26 protein-coding genes and 1 tRNA gene are annotated in these 25,779 nt (G+C 38.3%); 17 read left to right on the top strand and 10 right to left on the bottom strand.

The window, feature by feature from the left end; genetic code table 11:
• Nucleotides 1–121: 121 nt before the first annotated feature.
• Complete coding sequence (locus ACHUFW_RS03720; protein WP_394200702.1) at nt 122–1,042, bottom strand: chemotaxis protein CheV; 921 nt, start codon at nt 1,040–1,042, stop codon at nt 122–124.
• Nucleotides 1,043–1,264: 222 nt separating this feature from the next.
• On the opposite strand from ACHUFW_RS03720, the gene flgA reads away from it, so the two are divergent.
• The 3 genes from flgA (at nt 1,265) to ACHUFW_RS03705 (ending at nt 2,844) form a co-directional block, all read left to right on the top strand.
• Nucleotides 1,265–1,972 carry a flagellar basal body P-ring formation chaperone FlgA gene (flgA, locus tag ACHUFW_RS03715; protein ID WP_394200700.1) on the top strand — a complete coding sequence of 236 codons (708 nt, stop codon included), beginning with the start codon at nt 1,265–1,267 and terminating at the stop codon, nt 1,970–1,972.
• A 116-nt stretch (nt 1,973–2,088) separates the two neighbouring features.
• Nucleotides 2,089–2,412: a flagellar biosynthesis anti-sigma factor FlgM gene (gene flgM / locus ACHUFW_RS03710; RefSeq protein ID WP_394200698.1), complete on the top strand. Its 324-nt coding sequence runs from the start codon at nt 2,089–2,091 to the stop codon at nt 2,410–2,412.
• Nucleotides 2,413–2,418: 6 nt separating this feature from the next.
• The gene (locus tag ACHUFW_RS03705) at nt 2,419–2,844 is read left to right on the top strand and encodes a flagella synthesis protein FlgN (protein ID WP_394200696.1); all 426 of its coding nucleotides are present in this window, start codon (nt 2,419–2,421) and stop codon (nt 2,842–2,844) included.
• 66 nt (nt 2,845–2,910) lie between these two features.
• Here the strand turns inward: ACHUFW_RS03705 and ACHUFW_RS03700 are convergent, their stop codons facing one another.
• The gene (locus ACHUFW_RS03700) at nt 2,911–3,357 is read right to left on the bottom strand and encodes an LPP20 family lipoprotein (RefSeq protein WP_394200694.1); all 447 of its coding nucleotides are present in this window, start codon (nt 3,355–3,357) and stop codon (nt 2,911–2,913) included.
• Nucleotides 3,357–3,980 carry a FlgO family outer membrane protein gene (locus ACHUFW_RS03695; protein ID WP_394200692.1) on the bottom strand — a complete coding sequence of 208 codons (624 nt, stop codon included), beginning with the start codon at nt 3,978–3,980 and terminating at the stop codon, nt 3,357–3,359. Before ACHUFW_RS03695 ends, ACHUFW_RS03700 begins: the two co-directional genes overlap by 1 nt.
• A 290-nt stretch (nt 3,981–4,270) precedes the next feature.
• On the opposite strand from ACHUFW_RS03695, the gene ACHUFW_RS03690 reads away from it, so the two are divergent.
• The 14 genes from ACHUFW_RS03690 (at nt 4,271) to ACHUFW_RS03625 (ending at nt 18,738) form a co-directional block, all read left to right on the top strand.
• The gene (locus ACHUFW_RS03690; RefSeq protein WP_394200690.1) at nt 4,271–5,431 is read left to right on the top strand and encodes a flagellar assembly protein FlgT; all 1,161 of its coding nucleotides are present in this window, start codon (nt 4,271–4,273) and stop codon (nt 5,429–5,431) included.
• Nucleotides 5,432–5,522: 91 nt separating this feature from the next.
• Nucleotides 5,523–5,598: transfer RNA gene (locus ACHUFW_RS03685), tRNA-Arg, on the top strand.
• Between the two features lie 160 nt (nt 5,599–5,758).
• The gene (locus ACHUFW_RS03680) at nt 5,759–7,048 is read left to right on the top strand and encodes a motility associated factor glycosyltransferase family protein (protein WP_394200688.1); all 1,290 of its coding nucleotides are present in this window, start codon (nt 5,759–5,761) and stop codon (nt 7,046–7,048) included.
• Nucleotides 7,045–7,299 (top strand): hypothetical protein, encoded by a 255-nt coding sequence (locus ACHUFW_RS03675; RefSeq protein WP_394200687.1) that lies wholly within the window; start codon nt 7,045–7,047, stop codon nt 7,297–7,299. The genes ACHUFW_RS03680 and ACHUFW_RS03675 overlap by 4 nt, the downstream gene beginning before the upstream one ends.
• Before the next feature lie 261 nt (nt 7,300–7,560).
• Entirely contained in the window at nt 7,561–8,718 is a 1,158-nt protein-coding gene (gene pseC, locus ACHUFW_RS03670) for a UDP-4-amino-4,6-dideoxy-N-acetyl-beta-L-altrosamine transaminase (RefSeq protein ID WP_394200685.1), read from the top strand.
• Entirely contained in the window at nt 8,711–9,478 is a 768-nt protein-coding gene (pseF, locus tag ACHUFW_RS03665; RefSeq protein WP_394200684.1) for a pseudaminic acid cytidylyltransferase, read from the top strand. Before pseC ends, pseF begins: the two co-directional genes overlap by 8 nt.
• Nucleotides 9,479–9,483: 5 nt before the next feature.
• Nucleotides 9,484–10,233: a class I SAM-dependent methyltransferase gene (locus ACHUFW_RS03660; RefSeq protein ID WP_394200682.1), complete on the top strand. Its 750-nt coding sequence runs from the start codon at nt 9,484–9,486 to the stop codon at nt 10,231–10,233.
• Between the two features lie 16 nt (nt 10,234–10,249).
• Nucleotides 10,250–10,804: an adenylyl-sulfate kinase gene (locus ACHUFW_RS03655; protein ID WP_394200681.1), complete on the top strand. Its 555-nt coding sequence runs from the start codon at nt 10,250–10,252 to the stop codon at nt 10,802–10,804.
• Nucleotides 10,797–13,130, top strand: a complete 2,334-nt coding sequence (locus ACHUFW_RS03650; RefSeq protein ID WP_394200680.1) for a PEP-utilizing enzyme — start codon at nt 10,797–10,799, stop codon at nt 13,128–13,130. Before ACHUFW_RS03655 ends, ACHUFW_RS03650 begins: the two co-directional genes overlap by 8 nt.
• Nucleotides 13,127–13,744 (top strand): gamma-glutamyl-gamma-aminobutyrate hydrolase family protein, encoded by a 618-nt coding sequence (locus ACHUFW_RS03645; RefSeq protein ID WP_394200678.1) that lies wholly within the window; start codon nt 13,127–13,129, stop codon nt 13,742–13,744. Before ACHUFW_RS03650 ends, ACHUFW_RS03645 begins: the two co-directional genes overlap by 4 nt.
• On the top strand, nt 13,726–14,472 hold the full coding sequence (locus ACHUFW_RS03640) for a phosphocholine cytidylyltransferase family protein (RefSeq protein WP_394200677.1): 747 nt from the start codon (nt 13,726–13,728) through the stop codon (nt 14,470–14,472). The genes ACHUFW_RS03645 and ACHUFW_RS03640 overlap by 19 nt, the downstream gene beginning before the upstream one ends.
• Entirely contained in the window at nt 14,469–16,049 is a 1,581-nt protein-coding gene (locus tag ACHUFW_RS03635) for a CDP-glycerol glycerophosphotransferase family protein (RefSeq protein WP_394200675.1), read from the top strand. The genes ACHUFW_RS03640 and ACHUFW_RS03635 overlap by 4 nt, the downstream gene beginning before the upstream one ends.
• Nucleotide 16,050: 1 nt before the next feature.
• A complete protein-coding gene (locus tag ACHUFW_RS03630) occupies nt 16,051–17,622 on the top strand; it encodes a PglD-related sugar-binding protein (protein WP_394200673.1) in 1,572 nt (523 codons plus the stop codon).
• A complete protein-coding gene (locus ACHUFW_RS03625; RefSeq protein ID WP_394200672.1) occupies nt 17,623–18,738 on the top strand; it encodes a glycosyltransferase family 2 protein in 1,116 nt (371 codons plus the stop codon).
• A 42-nt stretch (nt 18,739–18,780) separates the two neighbouring features.
• On the opposite strand, the gene ACHUFW_RS03620 is transcribed toward ACHUFW_RS03625, so the two are convergent.
• The 7 genes from ACHUFW_RS03620 to ACHUFW_RS03590 are packed head-to-tail and all read right to left on the bottom strand — an operon-like array spanning nt 18,781 to nt 25,776.
• Nucleotides 18,781–20,364, bottom strand: a complete 1,584-nt coding sequence (locus tag ACHUFW_RS03620; RefSeq protein ID WP_394200670.1) for a hypothetical protein — start codon at nt 20,362–20,364, stop codon at nt 18,781–18,783.
• A 22-nt stretch (nt 20,365–20,386) separates the two neighbouring features.
• The gene (locus ACHUFW_RS03615; protein ID WP_394200668.1) at nt 20,387–21,253 is read right to left on the bottom strand and encodes a phosphodiesterase; all 867 of its coding nucleotides are present in this window, start codon (nt 21,251–21,253) and stop codon (nt 20,387–20,389) included.
• Nucleotides 21,247–22,410: an acyl-CoA reductase gene (locus ACHUFW_RS03610; protein ID WP_394200666.1), complete on the bottom strand. Its 1,164-nt coding sequence runs from the start codon at nt 22,408–22,410 to the stop codon at nt 21,247–21,249. The genes ACHUFW_RS03615 and ACHUFW_RS03610 overlap by 7 nt, the downstream gene beginning before the upstream one ends.
• On the bottom strand, nt 22,389–23,450 hold the full coding sequence (locus ACHUFW_RS03605; RefSeq protein WP_394200664.1) for a LuxE/PaaK family acyltransferase: 1,062 nt from the start codon (nt 23,448–23,450) through the stop codon (nt 22,389–22,391). The genes ACHUFW_RS03610 and ACHUFW_RS03605 overlap by 22 nt, the downstream gene beginning before the upstream one ends.
• Nucleotides 23,443–24,804 (bottom strand): AMP-binding protein, encoded by a 1,362-nt coding sequence (locus ACHUFW_RS03600; protein WP_394200662.1) that lies wholly within the window; start codon nt 24,802–24,804, stop codon nt 23,443–23,445. Before ACHUFW_RS03600 ends, ACHUFW_RS03605 begins: the two co-directional genes overlap by 8 nt.
• A complete protein-coding gene (locus ACHUFW_RS03595; RefSeq protein WP_394200660.1) occupies nt 24,801–25,541 on the bottom strand; it encodes an SDR family NAD(P)-dependent oxidoreductase in 741 nt (246 codons plus the stop codon). Before ACHUFW_RS03595 ends, ACHUFW_RS03600 begins: the two co-directional genes overlap by 4 nt.
• Nucleotides 25,534–25,776, bottom strand: coding sequence for an acyl carrier protein (locus ACHUFW_RS03590; protein WP_394200659.1), 243 nt, complete (start codon nt 25,774–25,776; stop codon nt 25,534–25,536). Before ACHUFW_RS03590 ends, ACHUFW_RS03595 begins: the two co-directional genes overlap by 8 nt.
• Nucleotides 25,777–25,779: the final 3 nt, after the last annotated feature.

Genomic DNA, 25,779 nt, shown 5'->3' with positions numbered 1-25,779 from the left:
TCCCAAAATTAAATTAAAATCTGCTACAACATACACTATAGCAAGTAAATTGCAGCGCAGCGTTATACAATAGCTAACTATTTGATACAAGTTATATTTGATATAATCAGCTCAACCTCCATTACAGACTCAGGTGTTTGTTCACGGCTGCTGCTAGTTCATCAGGGTTAAACTTGGCGATAAAATCGTTAGCGCCAACTTTCTCAACCATAGCTTGGTTAAACACGCCACTTAACGAGGTATGTAGAACGACTTTAATGTCTTTCAGCTTAGGGTTATCTCTAATTTCAGCCGTTAAGGTATACCCGTCCATTTCCGGCATTTCAATATCAGAGATAATTAATGGGATTTCAGTGGCAACATTGTCCATCTCTGCAGAAATAGCAGTGAGTTTATCTAACGCCTCTTTGCCGTCTTTGGCGGTATCAATTTGCAAACTAAGCGACTCAAGGGCCCTAATAATCTGTTTACGTGCCACCGCAGAATCATCAATCACCATAATGTGGTAATGCTGCTCACGGTCAATGGTTAACTGCTCATCAACTTCTTTACTGATCTGCGTTTTAACTGGAGAGATTTCATCAAGGATCTTTTCAACATCGAGGATCTCAACCAACTCACCCTCAATCTCGGTAACAGCTGTTAAATAAGAATATCGCCCCGCACCTTGTGGTGGCGGCATAATCGCTTCCCAATTCATATTAATAATGCGCTCAACAGAGCTGACTAAGAAGCCTTGAACACTGCGGTTATACTCAGAAATAATAATGAAACAACCTTCAGTATTTTCGATTGGGCGTCCACCTGTTGCTGCGCTTAAATCAATGACCGAAATGGTCTTTCCACGAATATGAGCCACCCCACGCACAAACGTATTCAGTTTAGGGAGTCCGGTCAGCGGCGGACACTGCAGCACTTCTTTAACTTTAAATACGTTAATTCCAAACCGTTGACGGCCGTTTAGTTTAAACAGCAGTAACTCTAGACGGTTTTGACCAACTAACTGAGTACGTTTATTAACCGATTCAAGAATATTCGACATAATGGCCTTGCCCTGTTGCCTTCTCGGCGTGGTGAATGCTTGCCTAAAAACTATGACTCATATTGAGTATAGGCATACTAATTGCTTTATCTACTTTATATGACAACCTGACCATGACTTTGTCAAACTTCTGACGCTATTTTTGTTCTATAAATTGATGTCAGTATCAGGTCACAACGAAAGTATAGGTGTAATCTAGCGGATCAAGCTAGTCTATTCATTATGAAAGTAAATTTAGCGTACTTTTTCATCATCTTCATGCTTCCTTTGCACCTTCGTGCCGAGGTGAAACCGTCGACTCCTTCTCTATCGACCATTTCTCAATTAGCTATAGGTGTAATTGAAGAAAAAATTGACGTTCCACCCCATGCTAAGGTTTCAATTACCCCACAAAACTTAGATACACGTCTAAGTCCGCCGTTATGCAGTGGGCCAGTAAAAGCTGAGCTGGCAACAGACCGCGCGATAAAACGTAATAACACCATCAAGGTGAGCTGCGACACGCCACAAATGGCCTACCCTTGGCAGATATTTATCTCGGTGCGTGTCGATGTGTTGTACCCGGTTGTTGTCGCCACCGAAACGCTTGGGCCTGGCGATGTCATCGCGTCAAACTCGGTGAGTATAGAGTACATAGAACAAAGCCAGCTAAGAGGCCAGCAGTTTGATGATACAGCCCTGGTTATTGGCACGCGGGTTAAACGTCGCATTACCATGAACCAGCCTCTTTTTGCTGATAATCTCTGCTTTGTATGTAAAGGCGATACGGTGTCTATTTATGCCAGAACCGCCAACTTTGAAATTAAGACCATAGGTGAAGCATTAAGGGACGGCAACCTTGGTGACCGAATCCGAATTCGCAATAGCCATTCAAGCAAAAAAGTCAATGCCCGAGTCATTGGTGTGGGAGAGGTCGAAGTGCGTATGTAAACGATGAAATCTATTGGAAAAATATTTATAATAATTGCGCATAATAAGCTAAAGCTTTAGAAATGCAGGCCGATAGACAGGTATGTTGATCTCATTTATACAAGTTGGAAAAAACAATGGCTATTGATATAAAGCACGTAAATACAGGCACTAACAACCGAATTAGCACTCCTGCCGGCGGCAAAAACGCGGCTACAACAGCGCCTCAATCTAACGCTGCAAATAATAGCTCGGCAGCAAAAACGGATTCTGTGTCTATCACTTCTCAGGCACAACAATTGCAGAGTGTTCAGTCTAAGTTAAACGATATACCTGAAGTGGATAGTAAGAAAGTTGAAGAGATTAAAGCTGCCATTGCTGAAGGCCGCTATAAAATCGACGCTGAAAAACTAGCCAGCAATATTGAACAGTTCGAAAACGAACTAAATGAATTAAGCTAGGATACTATGACTCCGATTAACGAGCTAATTGATCAACAGTTACTTTTATTGGCAAACTTGAAAACCGTTATCGCTCAAGAGAAGCAAGCACTTATTAACCAAAGTGCCGACGAGCTTATTGATTTAGCGAAACAAAAATCGGATTTTCTCACTAAAATCACTGCCAATGATGCATCGTTATCGGCTCATCCCCAAGTTGCAGATTTAAAAACTGATGCCATCTTGGTCGAAAAAGTCGCTAAAGCTCAAGCTTGCTTAAATGAGTGTCAACAACTTAATAGTGAAAATTCAAGCTTAATCGACCACTGCATGGCCAGTGTTAGCCGCTTTACCCAAGCCTTGCATGCTTCAAGAAACTCATCTAGCCTAACTTATGATGGTAAAGGCCAAACCTCAACTATTGCTACATTAGGCAATGATTTAAAAGCCTAAGCACAAAGCGAATTTGCAACAAAAAAGCCATCAGATTGATGGCTTTTTTGTTTAATGGCAAGTGGCTTAAAAATAAGTCACTTCTTTCACTTTCTGCGGCCGATTATGCTGTTGATACAAAGCCCAAACCTGCTCAAAGTCTAGCTCAAGTTCAGTAACATAATGCTCTCCCGCTGGGTAGCTTTTGACTACTCTTGCACCGCGAATAACACCCGATACCGACGCTTGAATATCGTCACTGGTGAGCATCCAATCATTGACATTGCTTGATGCCGACAACTGCTGACCGTAAACCTGTTCTGCCAGTTCACGATAGGCGGCAATTTTTGACGCTTGCATGGCCATCAACACCCGTTGCGATTGCTCCGTCGCAGGCTGAGTTGCTAACGGTGCATAACCAACAGCGGTAATTTTTGGAAAACTACTTGGTGCTTCAGTCTCCCACTGTATGTAGCGATCATTTTGCGCACAACCACCAACAAGTAATGCAGTTATCAGTACAAAAGCCCTCATTACTGCTCTCCTATAATATTAACTTTACCCATGCCTTGTTGACGATGGCGATACAATAAACCATTTTCTGAATACACTTTCTCTGACGGCTTAGCCACACTGTTGAGTGCAGCTAAATCATAACTTGCCTGAGACGCTGATACGACACGGTTGTTAGTGACGTTAACAATACGGCTGTTGACAATGACGCCTTGGGTCGTTTTAGTCATGGTCGACACTAACACATGCTCAACCGGCAAATCAGTCGGCAATTGTTGCCAGTCTCGGCTCAAAAGCAAATCCCCTTGAGGCGTAACTCGGATATTTTGCGCCACATTAATATCAACAAGGTTAAATTGATGACTGTGCATCGCAGCAATTAACCCCTGCTGTAACTGCAACCCTAATGCATTAGTATCTTGCAAGTTATCAAGCATGACGGGGGTGGCGACCAATAAAGGTTGGGTCGGTAACAGAGCATCATTTTGCCTTACCAATTCATTACTGATCTGCAAAGCCAAATGATTCACTGCCGATGTCGACGGCAAATGATTGCCGTTAGCAAGTTGCCCTTGAGCCTCATCGCCTTGATTTGCACAGCCCCCTATAAGAAGAGCTACAGATAACATCGCTGCTAATCGCATGAGAATACCTACAAAGTTCAATGTTAAATAAAACAACAACCCGTTGTTTGAATCCAAAAATCTGACACATTATTTCGATATGAGCAATTATTGAGCCAAGTCAGGTTACTGCTGTTGTTATGCTTTATTTATCGGTCACGCAAATGAAAACTTTAACCCAAAGCCTGTTCTTTCAAAGCAGGCACGATAATTGCTTTTATTACCCTAAGCCGCTCAGCACTTGGCAAAACCGCCATAAAAGTGGCATCAGTAAACTTGCATTGTTCATATAGGGCTAACTGGACGAGAAAATGAATCGAATCACCTGTTGCATACTGTTGATATTAAACTGTATTTCTTCCCCCTCTTTTGCGGCATGGGTTGAAGCCCAAGGCGAAGCCAAAATCATCAACAACAATGTCACCCAGGCCCGTGAAGAAGCTATTCACCAAGCACTGAGCTATGTCAGCTTACGCTCTGGTGGCAACTTCTCCAGTAGCCAACGCATTGAAAATGGCCGCTTAGTCGAAGACAAATTTGCCATGAGCCAAAGTGTTAACATTACTCAGGTTGAGCTCATCAGTGAGCGAGTGACAGGCGATAGGCTAATGGTCAACATTCGGGCTGATGTAAATGATGCCGCAAGCGGCCAATGCAGTAGTGGCGGCCTAAAAGCATCTATATTGGTTCCACAGGCACAAATTCATCATCGCGAGCAACTTCGCTATGGCAACATAGGCCACTTTGAACAACATCTGTCAGAGCGCCTTGGGGCAATCATCGAACGCCATGGTAAATCCAGCTTCCCCCATGTTCACGCCAATGAACGTCTCGATATAAGACAAGCCCTTATTGATATTCGCGGCTACCGACTACCCACATGGCTGAGCGAAATCACCGACAGCCAGTATTTATTATTACCTGAGATTCTTGATATCTCCACAGCGCCACCCGAAACCAGCCTATTTGGCATGATAAGCGATGACCCACAGCGCCAATTTCAACTCAAGCTCGCCTTGTATCATGGCATCAGTGGAGAAATGATTTGGAGTGAAATATATAACTCCCCTGCCCCCTGGGAGTTTGAAAAGCAACTCACCGTACCTTCAAACAGCAATGTTTTTTGGTCATCAAGCTATGGCAAAAATATCGACAGTATGCTTATTCAAGCCAGTGAAGATATTGATAGCGTATTAAATTGCCGACCGCTACTTGGTCAAATCGTCGCCAAACAACACGATCGAGTCATTATTAATTTGGGCCGCAGACATGGCATTCGGGTGGGTGATGATTTTCAATTGGTGTTACAGCAGAACATGCCAGACCGACTCGACAAAATGCGCGCCATTGCTGGTCAAAGCCGCGCGGTCATCACCATAGATCAAGTCACTGAAGAAAGCGCAACTGCATTACTACAAGGTCAAAATGCGTCGTTAAACATTCAGATAAACGATTTAGCAATTAAACAATAATGGAAAAAGTCGCATAGGAAATAAGCAACTCTAATTAAAGCGTTTATTCAGCTCTTTTCATCTAGAGTAAAACCAGTATAATCACTGGCGTCTCCCTATAGCTCAACAGGATAGAGCAGTCGCCTCCTAAGCGATCGATCGGGGTTCGAGTCCCTGTGGGGAGGCCAGTTCATACCTCATGGCTGCGGGCATCAAGCCTGAATTAATTATTCTAGCTAGCTCAAAATCCACGTTCGCATCATATACCAACTAGATTTTTCATAGCACACTCTAGTATATTGAATTTAAATAAAATGAATTTCATTAACAGTTGGATTAGGTGCCCTAATGACAGATCTCTTTTTGACAAACCTAAGCGTCATTGAGCAACGTTGGCCAGATTTGGCGGCTAATTTAAAATTTACCAGCTTTAACCAATTTGAAGCCTCATTAGTCCAAGGAAAAAATCAAACTATCAGTGTTGACGGGATCCAGCTAAGCAGCCGCCATGATCGAGCAGCCGAAGCTAAACTACTGATTAATCAGATACCAACAAATCGCAAACACGTCACGGTATATGGTATTGGAATGGGTGATGTACCTACCTATCTAACTGATAATGAAAAAATTGAAAAGATTACAGTTTGTACTTTGAATTTGAGTTTACTAGCTTTGTTACTAAGCTACACTGATCAGCGCGAATGGTTAAATGACAATAGAGTTGAGCTCTTATACAAATTCCCACAATTTCAACTCGCTAATGACTATTTATGTATCATGCCAGACTTACAATTGAGTGATAATACCAACTCAGTGATACGTGACATATTAGTCCACGAGAATACACTAAGTGCTATCAATGCAATACATGAGAAGAACCGTGAAGATAATCAAGTTGAAATATTAAATAATGTTGAACTCAATAATAGCCCTGATGCTAGCTTATTGCGGCACAGTCACCTGAATAATGAAGCAATTATCATCGGTGCAGGGCCAACCCTAGAACACCATTATGAATATTTATCATCCGTATCCTCTCTTCCACTGACCAAAAGAGCAATAATTATTGCGGTTGATACAGCTCTAATTCCGCTTTTGGAAAACAATATAAAGCCAGATATAGTTGTAAGTATCGATAGAAAAATAACCACTGAACACCTTCCAAGTCAAATACCCGACTCTATAGCGCTAGTTCATTTCCCACAACTTGACAAAGAAGTCATCCGTAAGTGGCCTGGACCTAAGTATAGCGCCTATTCAAGCGCATCATATGATGATGTATTACATAATAAAGTCGAAAAACTACGACTTTTTACCGGCGGCAGTGTAATACACCCTACTGTCGACCTTGCTGTGTTCTTAAAGGCTACATCGATTCACCTTTTTGGCTGCGATTTTTGCTTTGCTAACGATAAAACACATGCTTTATGGAAAGACGGTGCACTAGGTCCAGGGCTAGAAAACAGCAAGCATTGGGTTGTTAATGGGCTAGGACAAAGAGCAAAGACATATCTAAACTTGAGAGGTTACCTTCGTAGCCTAGAAGTTTACATAATGTCAAAGCCAAATATTAATTTTTATCAATCAAGCCTATTAAGTGCCAAAATTCATGGAACAACTTTTCAGGAGTATTCGTGAAAAATATACAAACCAAAAATTTACTTGTTTCTCAATTACTCATTACGTCCCAGCACTTTCGGCTGAGCAAAGAAGTTTTAGGATCTCAATCATTTTCTAAATGCTTAGACATGTTGGAAACTATTTTTGAAGAAGATAATAACATCTCGAATATAGAGCTGTTATTACCAAAAATGCTTGAAGCTCAAGAAAGGCAGGACTGGCTTGGCTTAGCAGATACATTGGAGTATGAGCTTGTACCACTACTATAAGTTCAATGTTAAAGTTTGAATAATTAGCCCATATAACCTCATTAGCCAGGTGACTAACATCACAACCTTCGTGATTGGCACACTATTTGCTTTAGCTGTATATAAACAAAAAACTGGCGCACAATTTCTGATTAACGATTAGAGAATACCTGTTGAAAATTGTTTTTTACATTATCAATTTATTAAAAAGCCAAGCTTATTTGAGGTAAACCGTGTGTCGAAGCATGACGTTCAATTAGCGATCAGGAAGGCTAAATCCTTATGAGTGACCCTATCAATTATGGCAAACAAAAAATTGACGACAACGATATATCTGCTGTTATAGACGTACTAAAATCAAGCCATTTAACTCAGGGACCATTGGTACCTCTTCTTGAGAAAAAAATCGCAACATATGTAGGAAGTAAATACGCAGTAGCTTGCTCCAATGGAACCGCTGCACTTCATTTAGCCTGCCTTGCACTGGGGGTTAAACAAGGAGATACAGTATGGACATCAGCGATTAGCTTTGTAGCATCAGCTAATTGTGCTCTCTATTGTGGTGCTTCGATTAAATTTCTAGATGTTGATGTAACAACAGGCAACATATCTGTTGAGAAACTAACAGATAAAATTGAACAAGCTAAAATAGATGGAAAGTTACCAAAAGTAATTATTCTCGTTCATCTAGCTGGTAACAGCTGTGACATGCGATCAATACATGCTCTATGCGCACCTTTAGGTATAAGAATAATTGAAGATGCATGTCATGCTCTCGGGGGAGCTTACGAAAACAAAAAAATAGGTAACTGCCAATACAGCGACTGTTGTGTTTTCAGCTTTCACCCTGTTAAAAGCATAACAAGTGGTGAAGGTGGAGCTATTACAACAAATGCAAATAATATTGCTGAAAGGTTAAAGATTCTTTCTTCTCATGGCATAACTAAACACAGAGACTCAATGTCATTGAAAACGCAGCCAACTTGGTATTACGAACAACAACTGCTTGGGTTTAATTATCGACTATCAGAGATTCATGCCGCCTTAGGAATCAGCCAATTAACTAAAATTGACACATTCATAAATAAAAGAAAAGCTATTTTCAAACGATATTTATCTGCCTTCAAATCAACACAGGTAAAACTGTTGCAACAAACGCCAAATAGTGAGAGCGCTCACCATCTAACAGTTGCCCTCATTCCAGGAAGACAAAGAGATAGAGTGTTTGAAGAACTTAAGCACCTAAACATTTATTGCCAACTGCATTACATGCCAATATATCGGCAGCCTTATCATGATATTGGCCAGCAGAATTGGAAGCTCTTTGAAGGTTCGGAAAAGTATTTTACCTCAGCACTATCTTTACCCATATACCCCGATCTAAGCCCAGCAGAACAAAAAAAAGTAATCGAAGCTATCAAAGGCGTACTATATGAGTAAAGTTATTTGCATTATTCCTGCTCGTGGTGGCAGCAAAAGAATCCCTCACAAGAATATCAAAGACTTCTGTGGGAAACCTATTATTGCCTGGTCTATAGAAATGGCGTTAGCTAGCCAACTATTTGACGATGTAGTAGTATCAAGTGATTGTGTAGATATTATTTCCATTGCTAAAGAGTATGGTGCTTCAACCCCTTTCATTCGACCCGACTCCATTTCGGATGACCACAGTGGAACCACTGCTGTTGTTAAGCACGCTTTAAGCTTTTTAGATCCAGACAAGAATAAGTACAGTAGAGTGTGTTGCCTATATGCAACTGCACCATTTGTCACCGCTAACAGCTTAGCTGATGGAGCAAATAAACTTTCGCTACCAGGGTGCCTTACAAGTTTCTCAGCAACTAGCTTTGCCTTTCCTATTCAAAGAGCTGTCAAATTAAAAAACCAAGGCGTTGAGGCTTTTTTTCCTGAAAACATGAATTGCCGCTCACAAGATTTAGAAGAAGCTTACCATGATGCTGGACAATTTTACTGGTGGACCAGACAATCACTCGATAGCAATGCCGACATGTTTAGTGAAACATCAACCCCAGTTTTATTACCTCGGCATTTAGTTCAAGATATCGATACTATAGAAGATTGGAAGATGGCTGAATATCTATATCAGGTACAAGCATTAAAAAGCTCTGTCAACAAAGTGACTAAAGACATTTCAATTTCAAAAAACGATTATCGCGCAGCTGCGCCCAAAAATGGATAGAAAAAATGAAAACAGAATGGGACTATACTGATCTAGCCAAAGCTTACCTTAAACGAGCAACATACTCTCCAGATGCTATTGATCAACTATTTAAATTAGCAAATATAGACAAGGATGCTAAAGCATGTGACGTTGGAGCAGGTGTCGCTCATTTAACAAAAGAGTTGTTACAACGAGGGTTAGAAGTGGTTGCTGTTGAACCCAACGATGAAATGCGCAAGTATGGGAAAATAGAAACAAAAGATCAATCAAAGGTAACCTGGTATGAAGGAACTGGTGAAGAAACGGGTCAAGAAGCTGGAGCTTTTGACTTAGTTACATTCGGCTCATCTTTCAACGTTACAGATCGACTAACTACATTAACAGAAACCAAGAGAATACTAAAAAACAATGGTTGGTTTGCATGTATGTGGAATCACAGAGACTTAAGCGATCCTTTCCAAGAAAAAATCGAGTCGGTAATAAAAAAACACATAAGAAACTACGAATATGGTTCCCGCAGAGAAGATCAAACAGAAGTTATAGAGAAAAGCCAGTTATTTAAGCAAGTACATTATATCGAAGGAAACGTTTTACACCTACAAAGCAAAAGTGACTTGATTGAAGCTTGGAAGTCTCACGCAACTCTAGAAAGACAAGCTGGAGACAGTTTCACATTGATCATAGAAGAAATAGAACGCTTAGTTAAAGCATACCCAGATACAATGATTAAAGTACCGTACACAACCAGAGTATGGTGCGCTCAATTAAAATAAAAAGACTAGGGGCGAAATGCCCCTAGAACTAAAAGATAAAAAAATGAAAGGACATGTTATTTGGATCACTGGATTACCGGGATCTGGAAAAACAACTTTAGCTAACGAACTTCGCGAGCAAATCTCTCATCAAAAACCGATTAATTTAGATGGAGATAGGTTGCGCGAAGCTCTTGATAACAATGAATATAGCCAAATGGCACGACAAAAACTTTCACTACAATATGCTAAATTAGCCAATATGCTAGCTAATGATGGACACACTGTGATCGTATCTGTCGTCGCCATGTACCATAACATTCACCGTTGGAATAGAGAAAACAACGCTAACTACACTGAAGTTCTACTAAAACCTGATCAGGCATGCCTGCTAAAAAGAAATAAAAAAGGACTGTACAGTACAGGAAGCGACTTCTCACCTAATAGCATTACAAATAAAACAAACAACATACAATATCCATATTCACCAGATTTTATATTCGACAGTGGCACAAAAACACCTACGAAAATGGCAACAGAATTAGCAACATACCTTAACAACGTCGCCAAAGGAATAATTACTAATGACTGAAAAATCGAGCCATAAAGGCCTCACCTTCACTACAAAGGGTGAGACCTTACTCTCTTTAAAAAAGTCTGATATTAGCGCAAGAATTCTTGATGGCAAACTGTTGACTTATTCACAGTTCAACTCAATATCAAATGAACAGTTGCAAAATATATTTATTCAACTGAGCTCAAACACACTTATTGTAAGAAGTAGTTGCTCATCAGAGGACACAGCCCACCAATCCAATGCTGGAAAGTTTGAAAGTGTTGGAAATATATCCAATATAGATGACTTAAAACATGCAATAAGCTCAGTGTTTAAAAGTTATCAAGAAAACCTTGCACCAACAGAACATGTACTTATACAACCTCAGTTAACAAAAATCACTCATTGTGGTGTGGCCTTTAGCTGTATCCCAGACACTGGTGCCCCCTACATTGTTATTAGTGAGTCCAGCGATGGCAAAACAAATACAGTAACGTCTGGTGAGACTGACCAATTTACAACTTACTACGCAATCAACAATAAATTTGATAATCAAAGACATAGCTCTTTGGGTAAGTTAATTAAAGAATTAAAGCACATGTATCTCACAGCAGAAATTGATATCGAGTATGCGTTCTGCGAACATGACCAGTTACCAATATTATTACAAGTTAGACCCCTTATACATAAAACTCCGCCTCAAGGAGTCGAGCTCATTAGCGCCCTTAAAAACATTGAAGCTAGATTAGATGTTTTTTTTAAACCACATCCCTACCTAGATGGTAAAACAACAGTATTTGGAGTCATGCCTGATTGGAACCCTGCTGAGATAATAGGTATTAGACCCAAACCGCTTGCATTAAGTCTTTACAAGGATCTTATCACAGACAGTACATGGGCCTATCAGAGAAACAATTATGGATATAAAAATTTAAGAAGTTTTCCTTTAATGATTGATTTAAAGGGGCTGCCATATATTGACGTGAGAACTAGCTTTAATTCCTTCATCCCAAATGACCTTCCTCCGTTGATAGCTGAGAAACTCGTTGATTTTTACCTAAATAAGCTAATAGCTAATCCATGTTCCCACGATAAAGTTGAATTTGACATTGTACTTTCTTGCTACAGTTTGGATATCAAGCAACGTTTAAAAACTTTACGAAAAGCTGGATTTTCTGAAACTGAATGCCAGCTTATATCAGCAAGCTTACGCAATTTAACAAATAAAATCATCGACCCCAGATCAGGCCTATGGATCCAAGATTTACATAAGATTGAAAAACTAAAACAACGCCAGAAAACTGTAAAAAAAGAGATCGAAAATCCATTACAAAGAATATATTGGCTTTTAGAAGATTGTAAAAGATATGGAACCTTACCTTTTGCCGGGTTAGCAAGGGCTGGCTTTATTGCGGTACAGTTACTTCAGTCTCTGGTAAATGAGTCAATTATATCTGCAGCCCAATATCAGGAATACTTACTTTCGCTCAATACTGTTAGTGGTCTATTAAACAAAGACTTTAAAACACTTAATCGAGAAGAGTTCCTAAAAAAATATGGGCACTTGAGACCTGGAACCTATGATATAACTTCAGCTCGATATGACAGCACTCCTGATAAGTACTTTGACTGGCAAGACGCCAAAGACGAGCTTCCGACAACTCATAGCTTTAAGCTATCTAAAGAACAATATCAAAAGCTTCACTTAGTCTTAGAAAAGCACAACATAAATCATAGTGTTGATTCATTTCTTCATTTTATTGCTTCTGCAATTGAAGGCCGAGAGTTTGCTAAGTTTGTATTTACCAAATCATTAAGTGATGCCATTGAAGATATCGCTTCTGTAGGCCAAAGCCTTGGATTTACTAGGGAGGATATGGCATTTGCTGACATCAATGTCATTCGTAATTTTGCTGGCAATGCAGACGATCCAGCCACCGCGCTGAGGCTTTCAATCTCTCAGGGAAAAGAAAAACAAATCCTAGCGAATCTAATTAATTTGCCTGCATTAATATGCAACACTAATGACATATACAGATTTAGTTTACTTCCCACTGAGCCCAACTTTATTACGCAACAATCAGTAATAGGTGATATAAGCACGGCAGACAGCAACATTGAGCTTAGAGGAAAAATTATTTGTATTCCTCAAGCGGATCCAGGATATGACTGGCTATTTGCTAAAGGGATCGCAGGCTTAATCACCGAGTTTGGCGGTTGTAATTCGCATATGGCAATCAGAGCCAGTGAATTGGGATTACCAGCAATAATTGGTGCAGGTACTAAGCTATATTCTTGTTGGTCACAAGCTACTCGCTTGCAAATCGATTGCGCTAATAAAAAAGTAACACATCTATCATGATACCTATTCTCATTACTCAACACAGAATTGAATCGTCACATAGCGAACAACATGATAGTTTAGATCAACGCTGGCATCAGCTATTAAACCAAGCCGGGATACTAGCAGTACCAGTGCCAAATAATCCTAATTTAATTGAGAATTATTGGCAAACTATAAAGCCACATGGAGTTATTCTCAGTGGTGGCGGTAGTTACACTGAGTTAGACACAGATTGTAGGAGCAGAACCGAAGATAAGCTCCTAGACTTGTGTATAGAACATAACCTCCCCGTCCTAGGTATTTGCAGAGGCATGCAAGTTCTTCTGCAAAAAAGTGGACATGAGCTATTACCAGTTAAAGGCCATATACATCCCAAGCAATCTATAATCGTCAATTGCAGTCCAATTACGCTCAATAGCTATCACGATTTTGGTGTTTTTCAAGTTAATAGTAGCTTTAGGGCTTGGGCTCATACTACTGATGGAGTGATTAAAGCGGTTGAACACAAAAATAATAAGCTAATTGGAATCATGTGGCACCCAGAAAGAGGTGATACATTCCTTGCTAAAAATATCCAATTTTTGCAAACAGTTTTTATGATGAAGGAGTTTCCATGCGCGCACTTATTCTAGCTTCCGGCAGAGGGTCTCGTCTTGGTAATCTAACAGAACAACAGCCCAAGGGCTTTACAAAGGTTGCAGGTAAAAAATTAATCGATTGGCAGCTATCTGCCTTAAAATGCGCTGGTGTTGAAGATATCGCAGTTACCACGGGGTACTTTAAAGATTGCTTTAACACTTTATTTAAAAACCAATTCTATAACCATAATTGGTCTACAACTAATATGGTGTCATCAATGCTATGTGCGAAATCGTTTTTAGCCAATCAAGACACCATTGTAAGCTACTCTGATATTATATATTCAAAAAAAACAATAGAGCAGTTGGTTAACGACAAGAATGACATAACTATAGCATATGACCCCAACTGGCTAACTCAATGGCAGGCTAGATATGAAAATCCACTGGATGATGCTGAAAGCTTTAACCAAGTAAATGGCGTATTGACAGATATCGGAAGAAAGGTTGACTCTTTGAATGAAGTCAAAGGGCAGTATATGGGGCTGCTCAAGTTCAGTAAATTAGGTTGGTCTCAAGTTAATACCTATTTAGGCAAACTATCTGCGCAAGAACTAGCTGCATTAGATATGACAACAATGCTTCAAAATTTAGTATCACTAGGAATAACGATTAATACTGTTGAAATCAGTGATGAATGGTTTGAAGTCGACACATTACAGGACCTTAAAGTCGCTGAAGATCATGTCCCCTCTTTTTCATGGTTGAATCATTCAGCATGAGTGAATTAATCGACAATTTACCAAACAATCAAATCGCCGTCGTTGGCACGGGAAACCTATCTTTAAACTTAGAAGGTATTTGTCGTACACACGGGTTAGAAACTCAGTTTTTTGTAGATGAATTTCGCGAGGGTACATATCTAGGCAAACCGATTCATAATGCAGGCTCGCTCACCCAGTTCTATATTGAAAGTGTGTCAATATTCTTGATTGCTATCTCAAACGATGAGTTTCAAACTGCTGCAAAAAAAAGACTAATTAATCACGGAGTTCCCAGTTCAAAAATAATGATTATTGGCGATGATCCTGGTTTACAAATCCTAAATTTACTTTTTGAAAAATTCGATAAAGTTGCCGTAAAAGCATTACTTTCTAATAAATTTTCAACCCTTAACGAAATAGAAAAATTTTTCTTAAAAAACCATTGGCAATCTTGTATAAAAAATTTATCACCGAATAAAAAAAATATTGTCTTAGGCTACTACGGTAGAGGTGGAGGCTTCCGGCGACACATATACCCTCTTATACAAAGTTTATCTCCAGATTTCAATATAGTGAGCCTATCAGATGAGAGCTTAGATAAAAAATATGAAGCTCCCAATCATCTCTATATGAGCACATTTTCAGCATGTAATCAGCATTGGATCGACTTGGCTATTACCGCACATGTATTCCCTTGTGCACCAAGAAACATCCCGAGAGTAACATTTTCTCATATCATCTATGATTTTAATCTATCAGATGACTACCATGCAGCCAGGATCGGAGAGCCCTCGACACACTATCTATTCGCATCTTCTAAACCTTGCTTTGAGTGGTACAAAAATTTAATTGACCAATATGAACTAAAAAACAAACTTTGTATTATTCCTGGAGGGTATCTTCAATTAGACCAAAATATTGAAATTGCTAAAGCATATAAGGGGGCTGTTAAAGACATCTTATATGCACCAACATTAGCACTTGCTGACTATCCACACAAAGAGCTCGCAAGCAACCTTTCATATGGGTTAGAAATTATCAAACAACTCATTGAATCATTCCCAGACAAAAATATCATTTTCCGGCCTCATCCTAGTGACATCAGATTATTGAAACTAGGTCGTCATGGGAAAGATACTATGTTACTGGGTAAACTTATAGATTTCTGTTATCAACATCCTAGTTGCATTGTTGATGAAAACACCTCTGATTATATGCAAAGCTATAATAAAAGTGCACTATTGATTACCGACACCTCTTCAACAGCTTTTACTTATGCTTTTACAACTAATAGACCTGTTGTATTTTTTTCTCCTAATGAAAATGATTTAAATAAAAACTTGCCAAGAGAAATGAAATTCATTAAAGACAGAACTGAAGTCGGATATATAGCAAAAAGTATAGGAGAACTTACTGATATTATAAGCATGATTTTTTCCAATCATCATAATCAGAAGTCGACAAGTTCGTTCAAAAATGAAACGATCTACAACATTGGTAGTGCCGAAAAGTATTTTAAAGATAATATCAACTATATATTATCAAACAAAAAGCATCCTGACTGGCATTATGTAAACTGGAAAAGTGGAAATTAAAATGAGTATTGGTAATAAACCAATGTGTAATATTGCAATTGTAGGTGCAGGCGTTTTCTCAAGAAATGTAGCAAAAGTTTTTTCTAACAACTGCTTTAAACTCGAATGCATTATTGATGAATTTAAACAAGGATTTCATTTAGGCTCACCCGTTATTAAGGCGGCAGAGCTTTCTAAAAAAAATTTATATTCCATCGACAAATACATAGTTGCTATATCTAACCGAACACACCGTTCAGCAGCTATCGATCGAATCATATCTAAAGGTGTAAAAATAGAGAAGGTATTTATTATTGATGATGATCCAAGCATTCCAATCTTACATCTTATACTTACTCGTTATTTACACATCGCACTACCATTTTTTCGCACTATTGATTGCTCTAGTCAATACCGACTCGAACGACACTGTTTTGGTGACAGCTGGAAGAAAGCGATAAACTCAATAGATCCCAATAAACAAACACTAGCTTTTTGCTTTTATGGAAGAGGAGGTGGATTTAGAAGGCATCTGATTGGTAGCATCCCCTCTTTGAGAAAACATTACAATATCATCACCATAATGGACGAAGAGCCAGAAGATGACAATCTTGGGCTCCCAAAGTTATACATGGGCCCAGTTACTGCTAAACATTTTGATAAAATGGATATTTGCCTTACCGCACATTTTATCGAATGTAGTCCGAATAGTAAGCCGAAAATAAATGTACTCCATACTAGCTTTGACTTCATTTTAGATTCAACTTGGATATCAGATAGATTTGACAGTGCTGATCCGCACTACATTTACGCTTCAACTAGGGCAACTTTCGATTGGATCAAAGGACTCATAAATAACAATAAACCCAAAAATCGATTATGTTTAATCCCTGGTGGATATACTCGTCTTGATGACAACTTGATTCATAATGCAAGTTATGAAGGTCCCATTGATAGTATCATATATGCACCAACTCTCTCACTCAATGCAGTTAAAAACCACGATTTGACATACTCAACACGGCAAGGTGTTAGTATTGTTCAAACATTATTAAATCACTTTCCTGACAAGAAAATTATTTTTAGACCACACCCAAACGATCTAGCAATGATTTCAAGTGGACGCTCTGATGAACTAGCACAACCATTTATTAGCATGATTGAGCTATGTAATGCACACCCTAGGCTTAGACTTGATAGCAAGAATACATTCTATATGGACAGCTATAATGCCTCTGAATTAATGATCAGCGATACCTCTTCTACTGCTTACACTTTTGCCTTATCAACATTAAGACCTGTTGTGTTTTTCTCTGCGAATGACAAATTAGTAAAGGAACTATATGCATCTGAGTCAGCTTTCATACGAGATAGAGAACATATCGGAAAAGTTGTAGAGAACACAGATGATATGGTCGCCAGCATTAAGAAAATGTTAACAAACCAAAATTTTTGGAAATCTAAAATAAGGACTTATCGCGAAAGTGTTTGCTTTAATTTAGGAAATAGTGAGAGTTACTTGACAGAAAATATCAAATATATAGTTTCAGGTGAGAAAAATCCAGATTGGGAATATTTCAATTGGGATAAATAGGTGGGTGCACAAATGTTGATGGATAATATTTTAGTAACTATAGGCATAGCTACTTACAATGGAGAAAGGTTTTTAGCTGAAGCATTAAATAGTGCATTAAATCAAACTCATAACAAGCTGGAAATTATAATCTATAACGATGCAAGCAACGATAATACCGAAATCATTCTTAATCAATTTACTGATAAACGAGTAAAAGTGATTACAGGAACCGAAAATAAAGGTGTATCTTTCGCTAGACAGAAAATAAAAGAATGCGCCAAAGGAGAATATTTAACCTGGTTAGATGATGATGATACTTTCGAACTAAACCGAGTTGAAAGCCTTCTATGCTTTTCAATTGAGAACAATGTAGATATAGTTATAGATCACTACAAATTTATAGACGAGCAAAATAAATTCTTGCTTAACTCTCATATCCCAGCCCATCAAACTCAGGATAAAAACTTTACACGCCTTTTTGAAAGGAACTTCATGCCTGCGCATCCACTAATTAGTAAAAAGTGCTACACAAACATTGACTATGACATCAGTTTAAGAACATCAGAGGATTATGATTACTGGTTAAAATGTAGTTATGCTGGTTATAGTTTCAAACAAATTGCAGGTTGTTTTTTAAATTATAGGGTGACTAAAGGTTCTCTTAGCTCTGACCCAGAGAAAAGCAAGCAAGCCACTAAAATAATTTTGAGTAAATATCAAAATGAAGAACTAATCCAACTATATAAATCAAGAGGTTTGGAGCTATACTGCAATAAACTAGCTTGCTTACATTATATTTTCAATAAAAATTATGCACTTGCAAAACTATATGCTAAATCTCCATGGCCGACTGAGCAAAATTCTGATTTAGCATTTTATAAAGGTACCCTGCACCTTAATTTTGGAGAGTACTCCGACTCTTTCTTCGAACTTTCTAGACACCTTGAAAAGTTTCCAGACTCTATATCTGGAAAAAATAACATGGGAGTTCTGTTAAAAAGAATGGGTAAGGAACATCGACATCTATGGTTAGATGCGGTTTCTAATTTTGACGGGTATAAAGACGCTATATCTAATCTTAATGGTATAGAAAAAATAACATGGACCCAAATAAATAAAAGTAAACTACGATAGAGTTAGTTAGCCTCATATTACATGACTATAGACGGTAAAATATTAATCCCACCATAGGTCAATTGACTCTTCCAAACGATAAGAATTAAATACCTTTACTGGCTTAATTAAATTCTCCTTTAACTTTACAGCCATATCGTTTGAATAAAAATAATGAGCAATAATTATTATTGTCGGTTTAAATAACTCCTCAACACTTTCAACACTAACAATAGGAAGTCCGCAAAAGCTCTTACCTGATAAGCTCTTATTTCCATCTATAACTGCAACTAAAGGATGCTCTAACGGTAAATCACCGTTATTTAGGAAAGCTTTCGCATGTTCTGACGCACTGTATATAGCTACTCTTTCTTTATTTTTAAGCCAACATTCTAGCTTACGATTTAGCTCATCGAACAAATACTTTTTAGCCTCATTATTTAACATATTTTTAAAGCAAGATCCGCGGTGACCACGAATTAAATCAGGAGCATTACCACGCATTGATAATAATCCCTTATAAAGAGACATGTCCTCTTTATAGAAATCGACAAATCCTTTTTGATTCTCTAAAACTTGTTTTTTGAACATAGATTTAAGTAGTTTTAGCTTACCTAACTCTATATTAATCAAATTCCTTTCTTCATACGGATCACTTTCAATATGATACAAAAACTCGCCTCGAGTCTCATAGCGACAGTACTTCCAACCGTCAAAAGTAAGGGATCGTGATATTGACTCACCGTTGTCCATTACAACACCACCAGCCTCACTAAAGCCAGGTTTGATAGCTAATGATTTTCCATCATAAATATAATCATATAGGCTTAGACCTTGTACAGCAGGATAACTAAAACCTAAAATATCTAGTAAGGTAGGAAAGATATCAATCCCTCGAATTAGTTCACTACTATTATTAACAGGAATGTGTTTTCCTCCTACTAAAGAACAAAAGCCTCTTATTGTAGGCTGACTTAAATATATTCCACCTGTTGGCTCTTCTTCATGGTAGTAACGCCAGTTGGAATCGTGCCTCTCCCTAAGTTGACAACCATGATCACTTATAAATATTGTAATATCATCTTCGGTTACCCATCTATTCCATACGGATTCAACTTCTTCAGATAAATTATTCCACAACCTACGATAGTATTCTTTAGTCATCTTTTCCGGATGCCCAAATGCCTCATCATGTAGCTCCAAAAAGTGAAAATAACCAAATACATTAGAGTGCTCTTTAAGTATCCTACTGGCCAATTCTCCATCATGAAAACTATCAGAATAGACTTCAAAGTGATTAAAACTTTGTGTGGGTGTATAAACATCACCTTGCGATAACGCTATGGTATAGTAATCATTGCAACGAAAAACATCTGCAAAAGAAATGACTTGAGATTTACTATATTGAGACTCATTTCCATAATGAAAATTAAATCCCGAAGTGCGACCATATAGCCCATGAAAAACACTATTTACGCTTATTCTTGTTGAATTTCCGCCGACACATACCTGGTTAAATAAGGAACCGCAATGAATTATCTTTTCCAAAAAGTTTTCAGCTTCATTAGGGTTATCGATTCCCTTTATTTGGTCAACTCGAATAGTGTCTAAAAAAAACACAAATACATTAGGTTTACGTTTCTTCACTATATCATGCATCCTAAAGCGCTCATTTTTGTTGTTCTCCATAAAGTGCCTTATATTCAGCTTTAAAGCGTTGCTTAACTTCTTTAGGAATAGCCCTTGAAGGTTTGAGCACAGAGCTAATATAACTCAAATGAGTTACAAACTCCCCTGATTCACACCAAGAGTGCAAATGTATAGATAGTGGGTCCGACGAGTAATCAAAAGAATAACAATTGCTTTCAGCCAACGATAAAGCAATACTTTGGTGTACACTTGGAGCACAGCTTACCATTCTACCATCAACATTGGCGACAACAGGTCGATGAACATGACCGCTGACAACGCTTACAATTTGTTTATTTAGAGCAAGTATTTCATTAAACTCTTTTGCTCCATATAAACCAGCAGAGTCTATCCAATCAATACCAACTCTAAAACTTGGATGATGCATAAAAATTAAAGTTGCTTTAGTGGGTTCTAGCAGAAGTTGCTGTTTTAACCAATCTAACCTGTGGCTACACAAGCGGCCGTATGGTTCTCCAAACAACGAGGTATCTAAGCCAATTAGACGTAAATCAAACTGCTCTATTGTATACAAAACATGATCACAACCTAGTTCAGGTAAATAACTAAGTTCAGAAAACTCTTTGATTAAATTCTGTCGCCGGTCATGATTACCAGGAATGATAAAGTACGGCATAGATAATTGTTCTAAGCAGCTTTTTAATAGCTTATATTCTGCTAAGTGACCATCTTCGGTGAGGTCACCAGTGATTAAAACTAAATCAATATTTGGCTTAAAACCGTTTATGTGATCAATGCACAACTCTAGACGTCTCAGTTCCTCTTTCGGTTGACCTAATTTATCTCCAACCCCGATATGGATATCCGTTAGTTGAGCTATTAACACCTTTCACACTCTGAAATCGATTGCTGTTTAATAAGATCTATTCCATCCCAAACCCAATCATGAGCTAACGCGTGACCAGCTCTTACATAACGATCGGCTAAAATTCTTTTACTAACTAACTGTTTTATCTTCTCATCACCAATCAGCACGCAAGTCTGAGGCTTGCTATCAAATCTAAATCTATCTAGTAAGCATAATTCCGTATGGCGATATAGTAGATTGCCACTTTGAGGTTTCAAGTTTTTCGTAATACGTTCAGTAGGTAACCTAAGCCAATTCCATGTAGAAACTGTCTTCATTCGCAAACCAGAATTCGTCATCCCCAAATATTGTGCATTGACGAGCTGTTCATAAGCGTGAGGCTTAGTTATTGCTGTTTCCTCCAACTCTTTACTCATCAAACATTGAAAGTTTTCAAGTCCCACGCCTGAGCCATAAGTAACTATTAATGAGGGAGACGAACAAGCCTGTTGATTGTATGTAATAATATCATTTGCAAGAGCCGAAGCTAATCGCTTCTGTTCTTTCAAACCTTGTTTGTAAAAAAAGTCTAAATCAACTATCGCAAAAGACTGTCGGTCACCAAAGCACAAATCTTTACAACGGTCGGAAATTTGATAACTAGAAAATAGCGTAATAGTCTCATCTCCCCCCCAAAGTAATCTAACATCAGATATAGCACTGAAGTTCTGGTTTAGTTCATCAGAATGGGAATATTGAATAAATCTAACTCTATTTTGTATAACCGGATGACTACTTAAAAGCCCTTTCGTGAGCGTCATCAACAATTTCTGTTCGTTACTGAGATTCGAATTGACTCTGACTATCGCACTGCAACCACTTAACAGGCTGCTTAACCACGAAAATACAGCAACGGTTGGCACATTTGATGGACTAAGATGAAAAGATAGCCCTCTCCCTTGTATTTGGCCGCTATATTTATCCTTTAATGAACGAATAGATGACTCACGAAGGAAAAAGCCTAAACTTGATAGGTTTGGACTAACCTTCCCTAGATTAAGAAGTACTAAAGATAAAGCTGAAACAAACGAAATTGAAGCTTCATCAAAAGATTCAAAAGGTTCAACTTTAAACTCATCCCAACTCAATGTCTCATCGATAAACTTCACATCTTTTACTGGAAAGTGTCGCTGCATCCTCGCACCTCCACTCTCGGCATTCTCCCTAAAACTTCAAAATACCGACCTCGCCTACCGCAGTCACAATCGTCTTCTCCAAGCAATCTGCCCAAGTCTTCAGTTAGCAGAACATGACCAGGATAGCTAGTAGGTAAACTAGAAAAGACTTGAATCAACCCTTTCTCTCCCATTACACATGGAGTTAAACATTCTGGTTTACGGAACATAACGTCAGCATATATAGGCGCATGCAAATGTCCTTTTTCACACTCTACAAAAATAGTTCCTGTTTGCTCAACCATTCCGTAAAAATTGTGTAATTTTAATCTCCCTAAAACACTAGTCGTAACACTAGAAAACTCCTCAGGTGATACAGCTTCATCTTGCAGTTTTTTCCAACCGCCACTATGAATCAAGAAACCTGAATCAAATGGAAACGTCCTATTAGTTTTCTTAAGTTGTTTAAGAAAGAACTTCCAAATCATAAATGTAAAACCAAAAATCAATACAGGTCCTGATTTATATTTTTCAAAAAAGGTATCGACCTCAGACCAGTTTATTTGCATGTCTTCATTTAAGGCATAGCAGTGGTCATACCCCAAAAAAGATAAACCTTGTACACCAGCTCCCCTAGCAGAATAACCAGAACGATTTCTCGTTAAGCCAATATGGTCAATAATTAGCATTGGCAACCTTTTAGGACCTAGCCATTCTCTCATAATATTAACTAGAACCTTAGATTGGATTTTTGCAGCGTTACGGTCTAAAACTATCTTAGATACTGACTGACCAGTTGTTCCCGAAGAGGTCATAATTTTAAACTCATCTTCCGGTAAAACACTGCTAAGCCGCAATTGTTTAAATAGACGAACACTCAATGGTAAAAAGTCTTCATAAGAAATAGCATTTAACTTAACACCCTGAAACTCTGTTAGGTTTTTATATAAATTGCAACGTGCAATATGCAAGTCCGTTAAATGATTTAATCGCGGCAACAACAATTTCTCTTTGTGCCTTTGATCTAAATCATAAATAGATGCTCTAAGTAATTCATCCACTTGCTTGCTCCATCATTCGCAATATATCAGGCTTGCCGTTCTGATTATATAATGGCTCATCTAAAAAAATTAGCTTTGTCAATTGAGGTGGAATCCCCTGACTCAATATAAACTCTTTAACCTCACATTCCAAAACGCCTTTAGGGGCAATGATATAAAGTTCATCGTCTTCACCACTACAAAACAACCATTGAGTTGACAGGTGTTGTTGGGTTAGCTCTTGCAACTCGTCCAAATTATAGCGAGTACCTCGTAGCTTAATAATTCGCTTTAATCGACCTGTTATGTAATAACGATCATTAACACGGTAAGCAAGGTCTCCTGTATGCAATATTTCAATACCTTCCGAACTTATTAAACACAAATCTTCTATTTTTGACGCATATCCAATCATTATATTAGGCCCTTGGTAACAAAGCTCCCCTTCTATACCATCGTCATAAACTTCATGACCGCAATCATCTTTTATACAAAATTGGCCTTCAGGAATAGGCATACCTATGGAACTAGGATTATCCATTACTTCATCTGCCGGTAAATAGGCCATGCGGGCGCTAGCTTCAGTTTGACCGTACATTACGTAAAATTTTTTATTATTCTGCAATGCATAATTGCCAATAATTAAAATCATCTCTTTAGCTAAACGTCCGCCTGCTTGTGTCAACGTATGAATAGAATGAGGAATTACTCGTTCTAGTCGTAGCTTTAAGAGAATTTCATAGCTAAAAGGAACCCCCGCAAAACTGGTTGCTGAATACTTATCTGCTTGATTCCACATTTGCTTTGATAATACATCAGCAGGAGCCAGAACAATTGATGCGTTCATGCTCAAATGAGAATTTAAAACAGATAGTCCATATGAATAATAAAAAGGTAAACTAGATAAAGCTCGTTCGTCTTTATTTATAGATAAATATTCACAAATAGATTTAGCATTGCTATCCAAGTTATGCTCTGAAAGCATAACTAATTTAGGCATACCTGTACTACCAGAGGTCGCTAATAAGACTGAGACTTCTGAACTTATAGAATACTCAACAAACGAAAGAGAACTGACAATCAGTTCTCTTTCTGTTGCATATATCTGAAGGTTAACTCCAAATTTCTCAATGATTAGAGAAGGATTTTGTTTCGGAGACAATAAAATAACGGGAAGCTGATAAATTCGACAAGTAACATAGGCGACAACTGCATTCACGCTTGTATCTAACTGCAACAGTATCAATGGTCTTTTAATTGGTGAGCGAGTTTTAATCTCCGTATATAAACGTCTAGCTTCATCAAGTAAGTCTGCATAACTCAATTGTCGATGCAAACCATACAAAGCAATACGTTGACTAGGCTTCAACATCATAGATGTAAACCACCGTCTATATTCAAAATATGGCCAGTGACGTATTCCGCATGAGCTAAGTAAACAATACCTTCGGCCACTTCTTTTGCCTCACCGACTCTTCCCAACCCTACTTTTTTAACAGTAGCTTGCCTTTCCTCGCTATCAATATTAGATAACAAGTTAGTGTCAATTATTCCAGGCCTAACACAATTTACGCGAATACCTAAAGGTGCTAACTCTTTTGCCAAAGATTTAGTTAGCCCCTCTACCGCAGCCTTACTTGCAGCATATGCTGCTTGTCCTTTAGCGCCTTGCTGCGCCACTGCTGAACTTACTTGAACAATAGCTCCCCGCCTTTGCCGTATCATCAACTTACTAGCCTGTTGGCAAATCCATAGCGGAGCAAAACTATTAACATTAAACTGTTCTTCAACTAATTGACTTTGTGTCATTAAAAGCGGCTGAGGCCTCATTATTCCCGCACAATTTACAACGATATCTAATACTCTAGTATACTTAATTATGTCTACAAACAATTGCTTTACTTCGCTATGCGAACCTAAATCTACAACAAAACAACAAACGTCCGCAGCGCCTTTACTCAAAGCATTATTTTTGACTTGTTCAAGCGCTGATAAGTCCCTAGATACCAATAATAAATTATAGTTAAGACCAGCGAAGACCTCGGCGCATGCTTTACCAATGCCGCTACTTGCACCAGTAATTAAAACCCAAGGACGCTGCTTATCAATCAAACTTTACCCCATGTTTCCTCAATAGCGCTTTACAAATTGCAACATTACTCATGTCTATAATTTCATCGGTTTCAAACATCACTTGAAATTCAGCCTCTAGCTCAGCGATCAACATCATGTGAGCGGTAGAGTCCCACTCAGCTATCGAGTTATACTCTAATTCATCGACCACTCTTTTCGCGTCAATATTCAAAGCACTCACATAAACTTGAACTAATCTTTCTTCTATATTCATTTT

The organism is Shewanella waksmanii, from assembly GCF_043643685.1.
GTDB lineage: Bacteria > Pseudomonadota > Gammaproteobacteria > Enterobacterales > Shewanellaceae > Shewanella > Shewanella waksmanii_A.
Note: the sequence above shows the minus strand (reverse complement) of the source record. Positions and strands in the feature narration are given on the sequence as shown.

Coding starts and splice junctions, on each gene's coding strand:
- ACHUFW_RS03720 (WP_394200702.1), bottom strand. CDS start 1,042: ATGTCGAATATTCTTGAATCGGTTAATAAACGTACTCAGTTAGTTGGT.
- flgA (WP_394200700.1), top strand. CDS start 1,265: ATGAAAGTAAATTTAGCGTACTTTTTCATCATCTTCATGCTTCCTTTG.
- flgM (WP_394200698.1), top strand. CDS start 2,089: ATGGCTATTGATATAAAGCACGTAAATACAGGCACTAACAACCGAATT.
- ACHUFW_RS03705 (WP_394200696.1), top strand. CDS start 2,419: ATGACTCCGATTAACGAGCTAATTGATCAACAGTTACTTTTATTGGCA.
- ACHUFW_RS03700 (WP_394200694.1), bottom strand. CDS start 3,357: ATGAGGGCTTTTGTACTGATAACTGCATTACTTGTTGGTGGTTGTGCG.
- ACHUFW_RS03695 (WP_394200692.1), bottom strand. CDS start 3,980: ATGCGATTAGCAGCGATGTTATCTGTAGCTCTTCTTATAGGGGGCTGT.
- ACHUFW_RS03690 (WP_394200690.1), top strand. CDS start 4,271: ATGAATCGAATCACCTGTTGCATACTGTTGATATTAAACTGTATTTCT.
- ACHUFW_RS03680 (WP_394200688.1), top strand. CDS start 5,759: ATGACAGATCTCTTTTTGACAAACCTAAGCGTCATTGAGCAACGTTGG.
- pseC (WP_394200685.1), top strand. CDS start 7,561: ATGAGTGACCCTATCAATTATGGCAAACAAAAAATTGACGACAACGAT.
- pseF (WP_394200684.1), top strand. CDS start 8,711: ATGAGTAAAGTTATTTGCATTATTCCTGCTCGTGGTGGCAGCAAAAGA.
- ACHUFW_RS03660 (WP_394200682.1), top strand. CDS start 9,484: ATGAAAACAGAATGGGACTATACTGATCTAGCCAAAGCTTACCTTAAA.
- ACHUFW_RS03655 (WP_394200681.1), top strand. CDS start 10,250: ATGCCCCTAGAACTAAAAGATAAAAAAATGAAAGGACATGTTATTTGG.
- ACHUFW_RS03650 (WP_394200680.1), top strand. CDS start 10,797: ATGACTGAAAAATCGAGCCATAAAGGCCTCACCTTCACTACAAAGGGT.
- ACHUFW_RS03645 (WP_394200678.1), top strand. CDS start 13,127: ATGATACCTATTCTCATTACTCAACACAGAATTGAATCGTCACATAGC.
- ACHUFW_RS03640 (WP_394200677.1), top strand. CDS start 13,726: ATGCGCGCACTTATTCTAGCTTCCGGCAGAGGGTCTCGTCTTGGTAAT.
- ACHUFW_RS03635 (WP_394200675.1), top strand. CDS start 14,469: ATGAGTGAATTAATCGACAATTTACCAAACAATCAAATCGCCGTCGTT.
- ACHUFW_RS03630 (WP_394200673.1), top strand. CDS start 16,051: ATGAGTATTGGTAATAAACCAATGTGTAATATTGCAATTGTAGGTGCA.
- ACHUFW_RS03610 (WP_394200666.1), bottom strand. CDS start 22,410: ATGCAGCGACACTTTCCAGTAAAAGATGTGAAGTTTATCGATGAGACA.
- ACHUFW_RS03600 (WP_394200662.1), bottom strand. CDS start 24,804: ATGATGTTGAAGCCTAGTCAACGTATTGCTTTGTATGGTTTGCATCGA.
- ACHUFW_RS03590 (WP_394200659.1), bottom strand. CDS start 25,776: ATGAATATAGAAGAAAGATTAGTTCAAGTTTATGTGAGTGCTTTGAAT.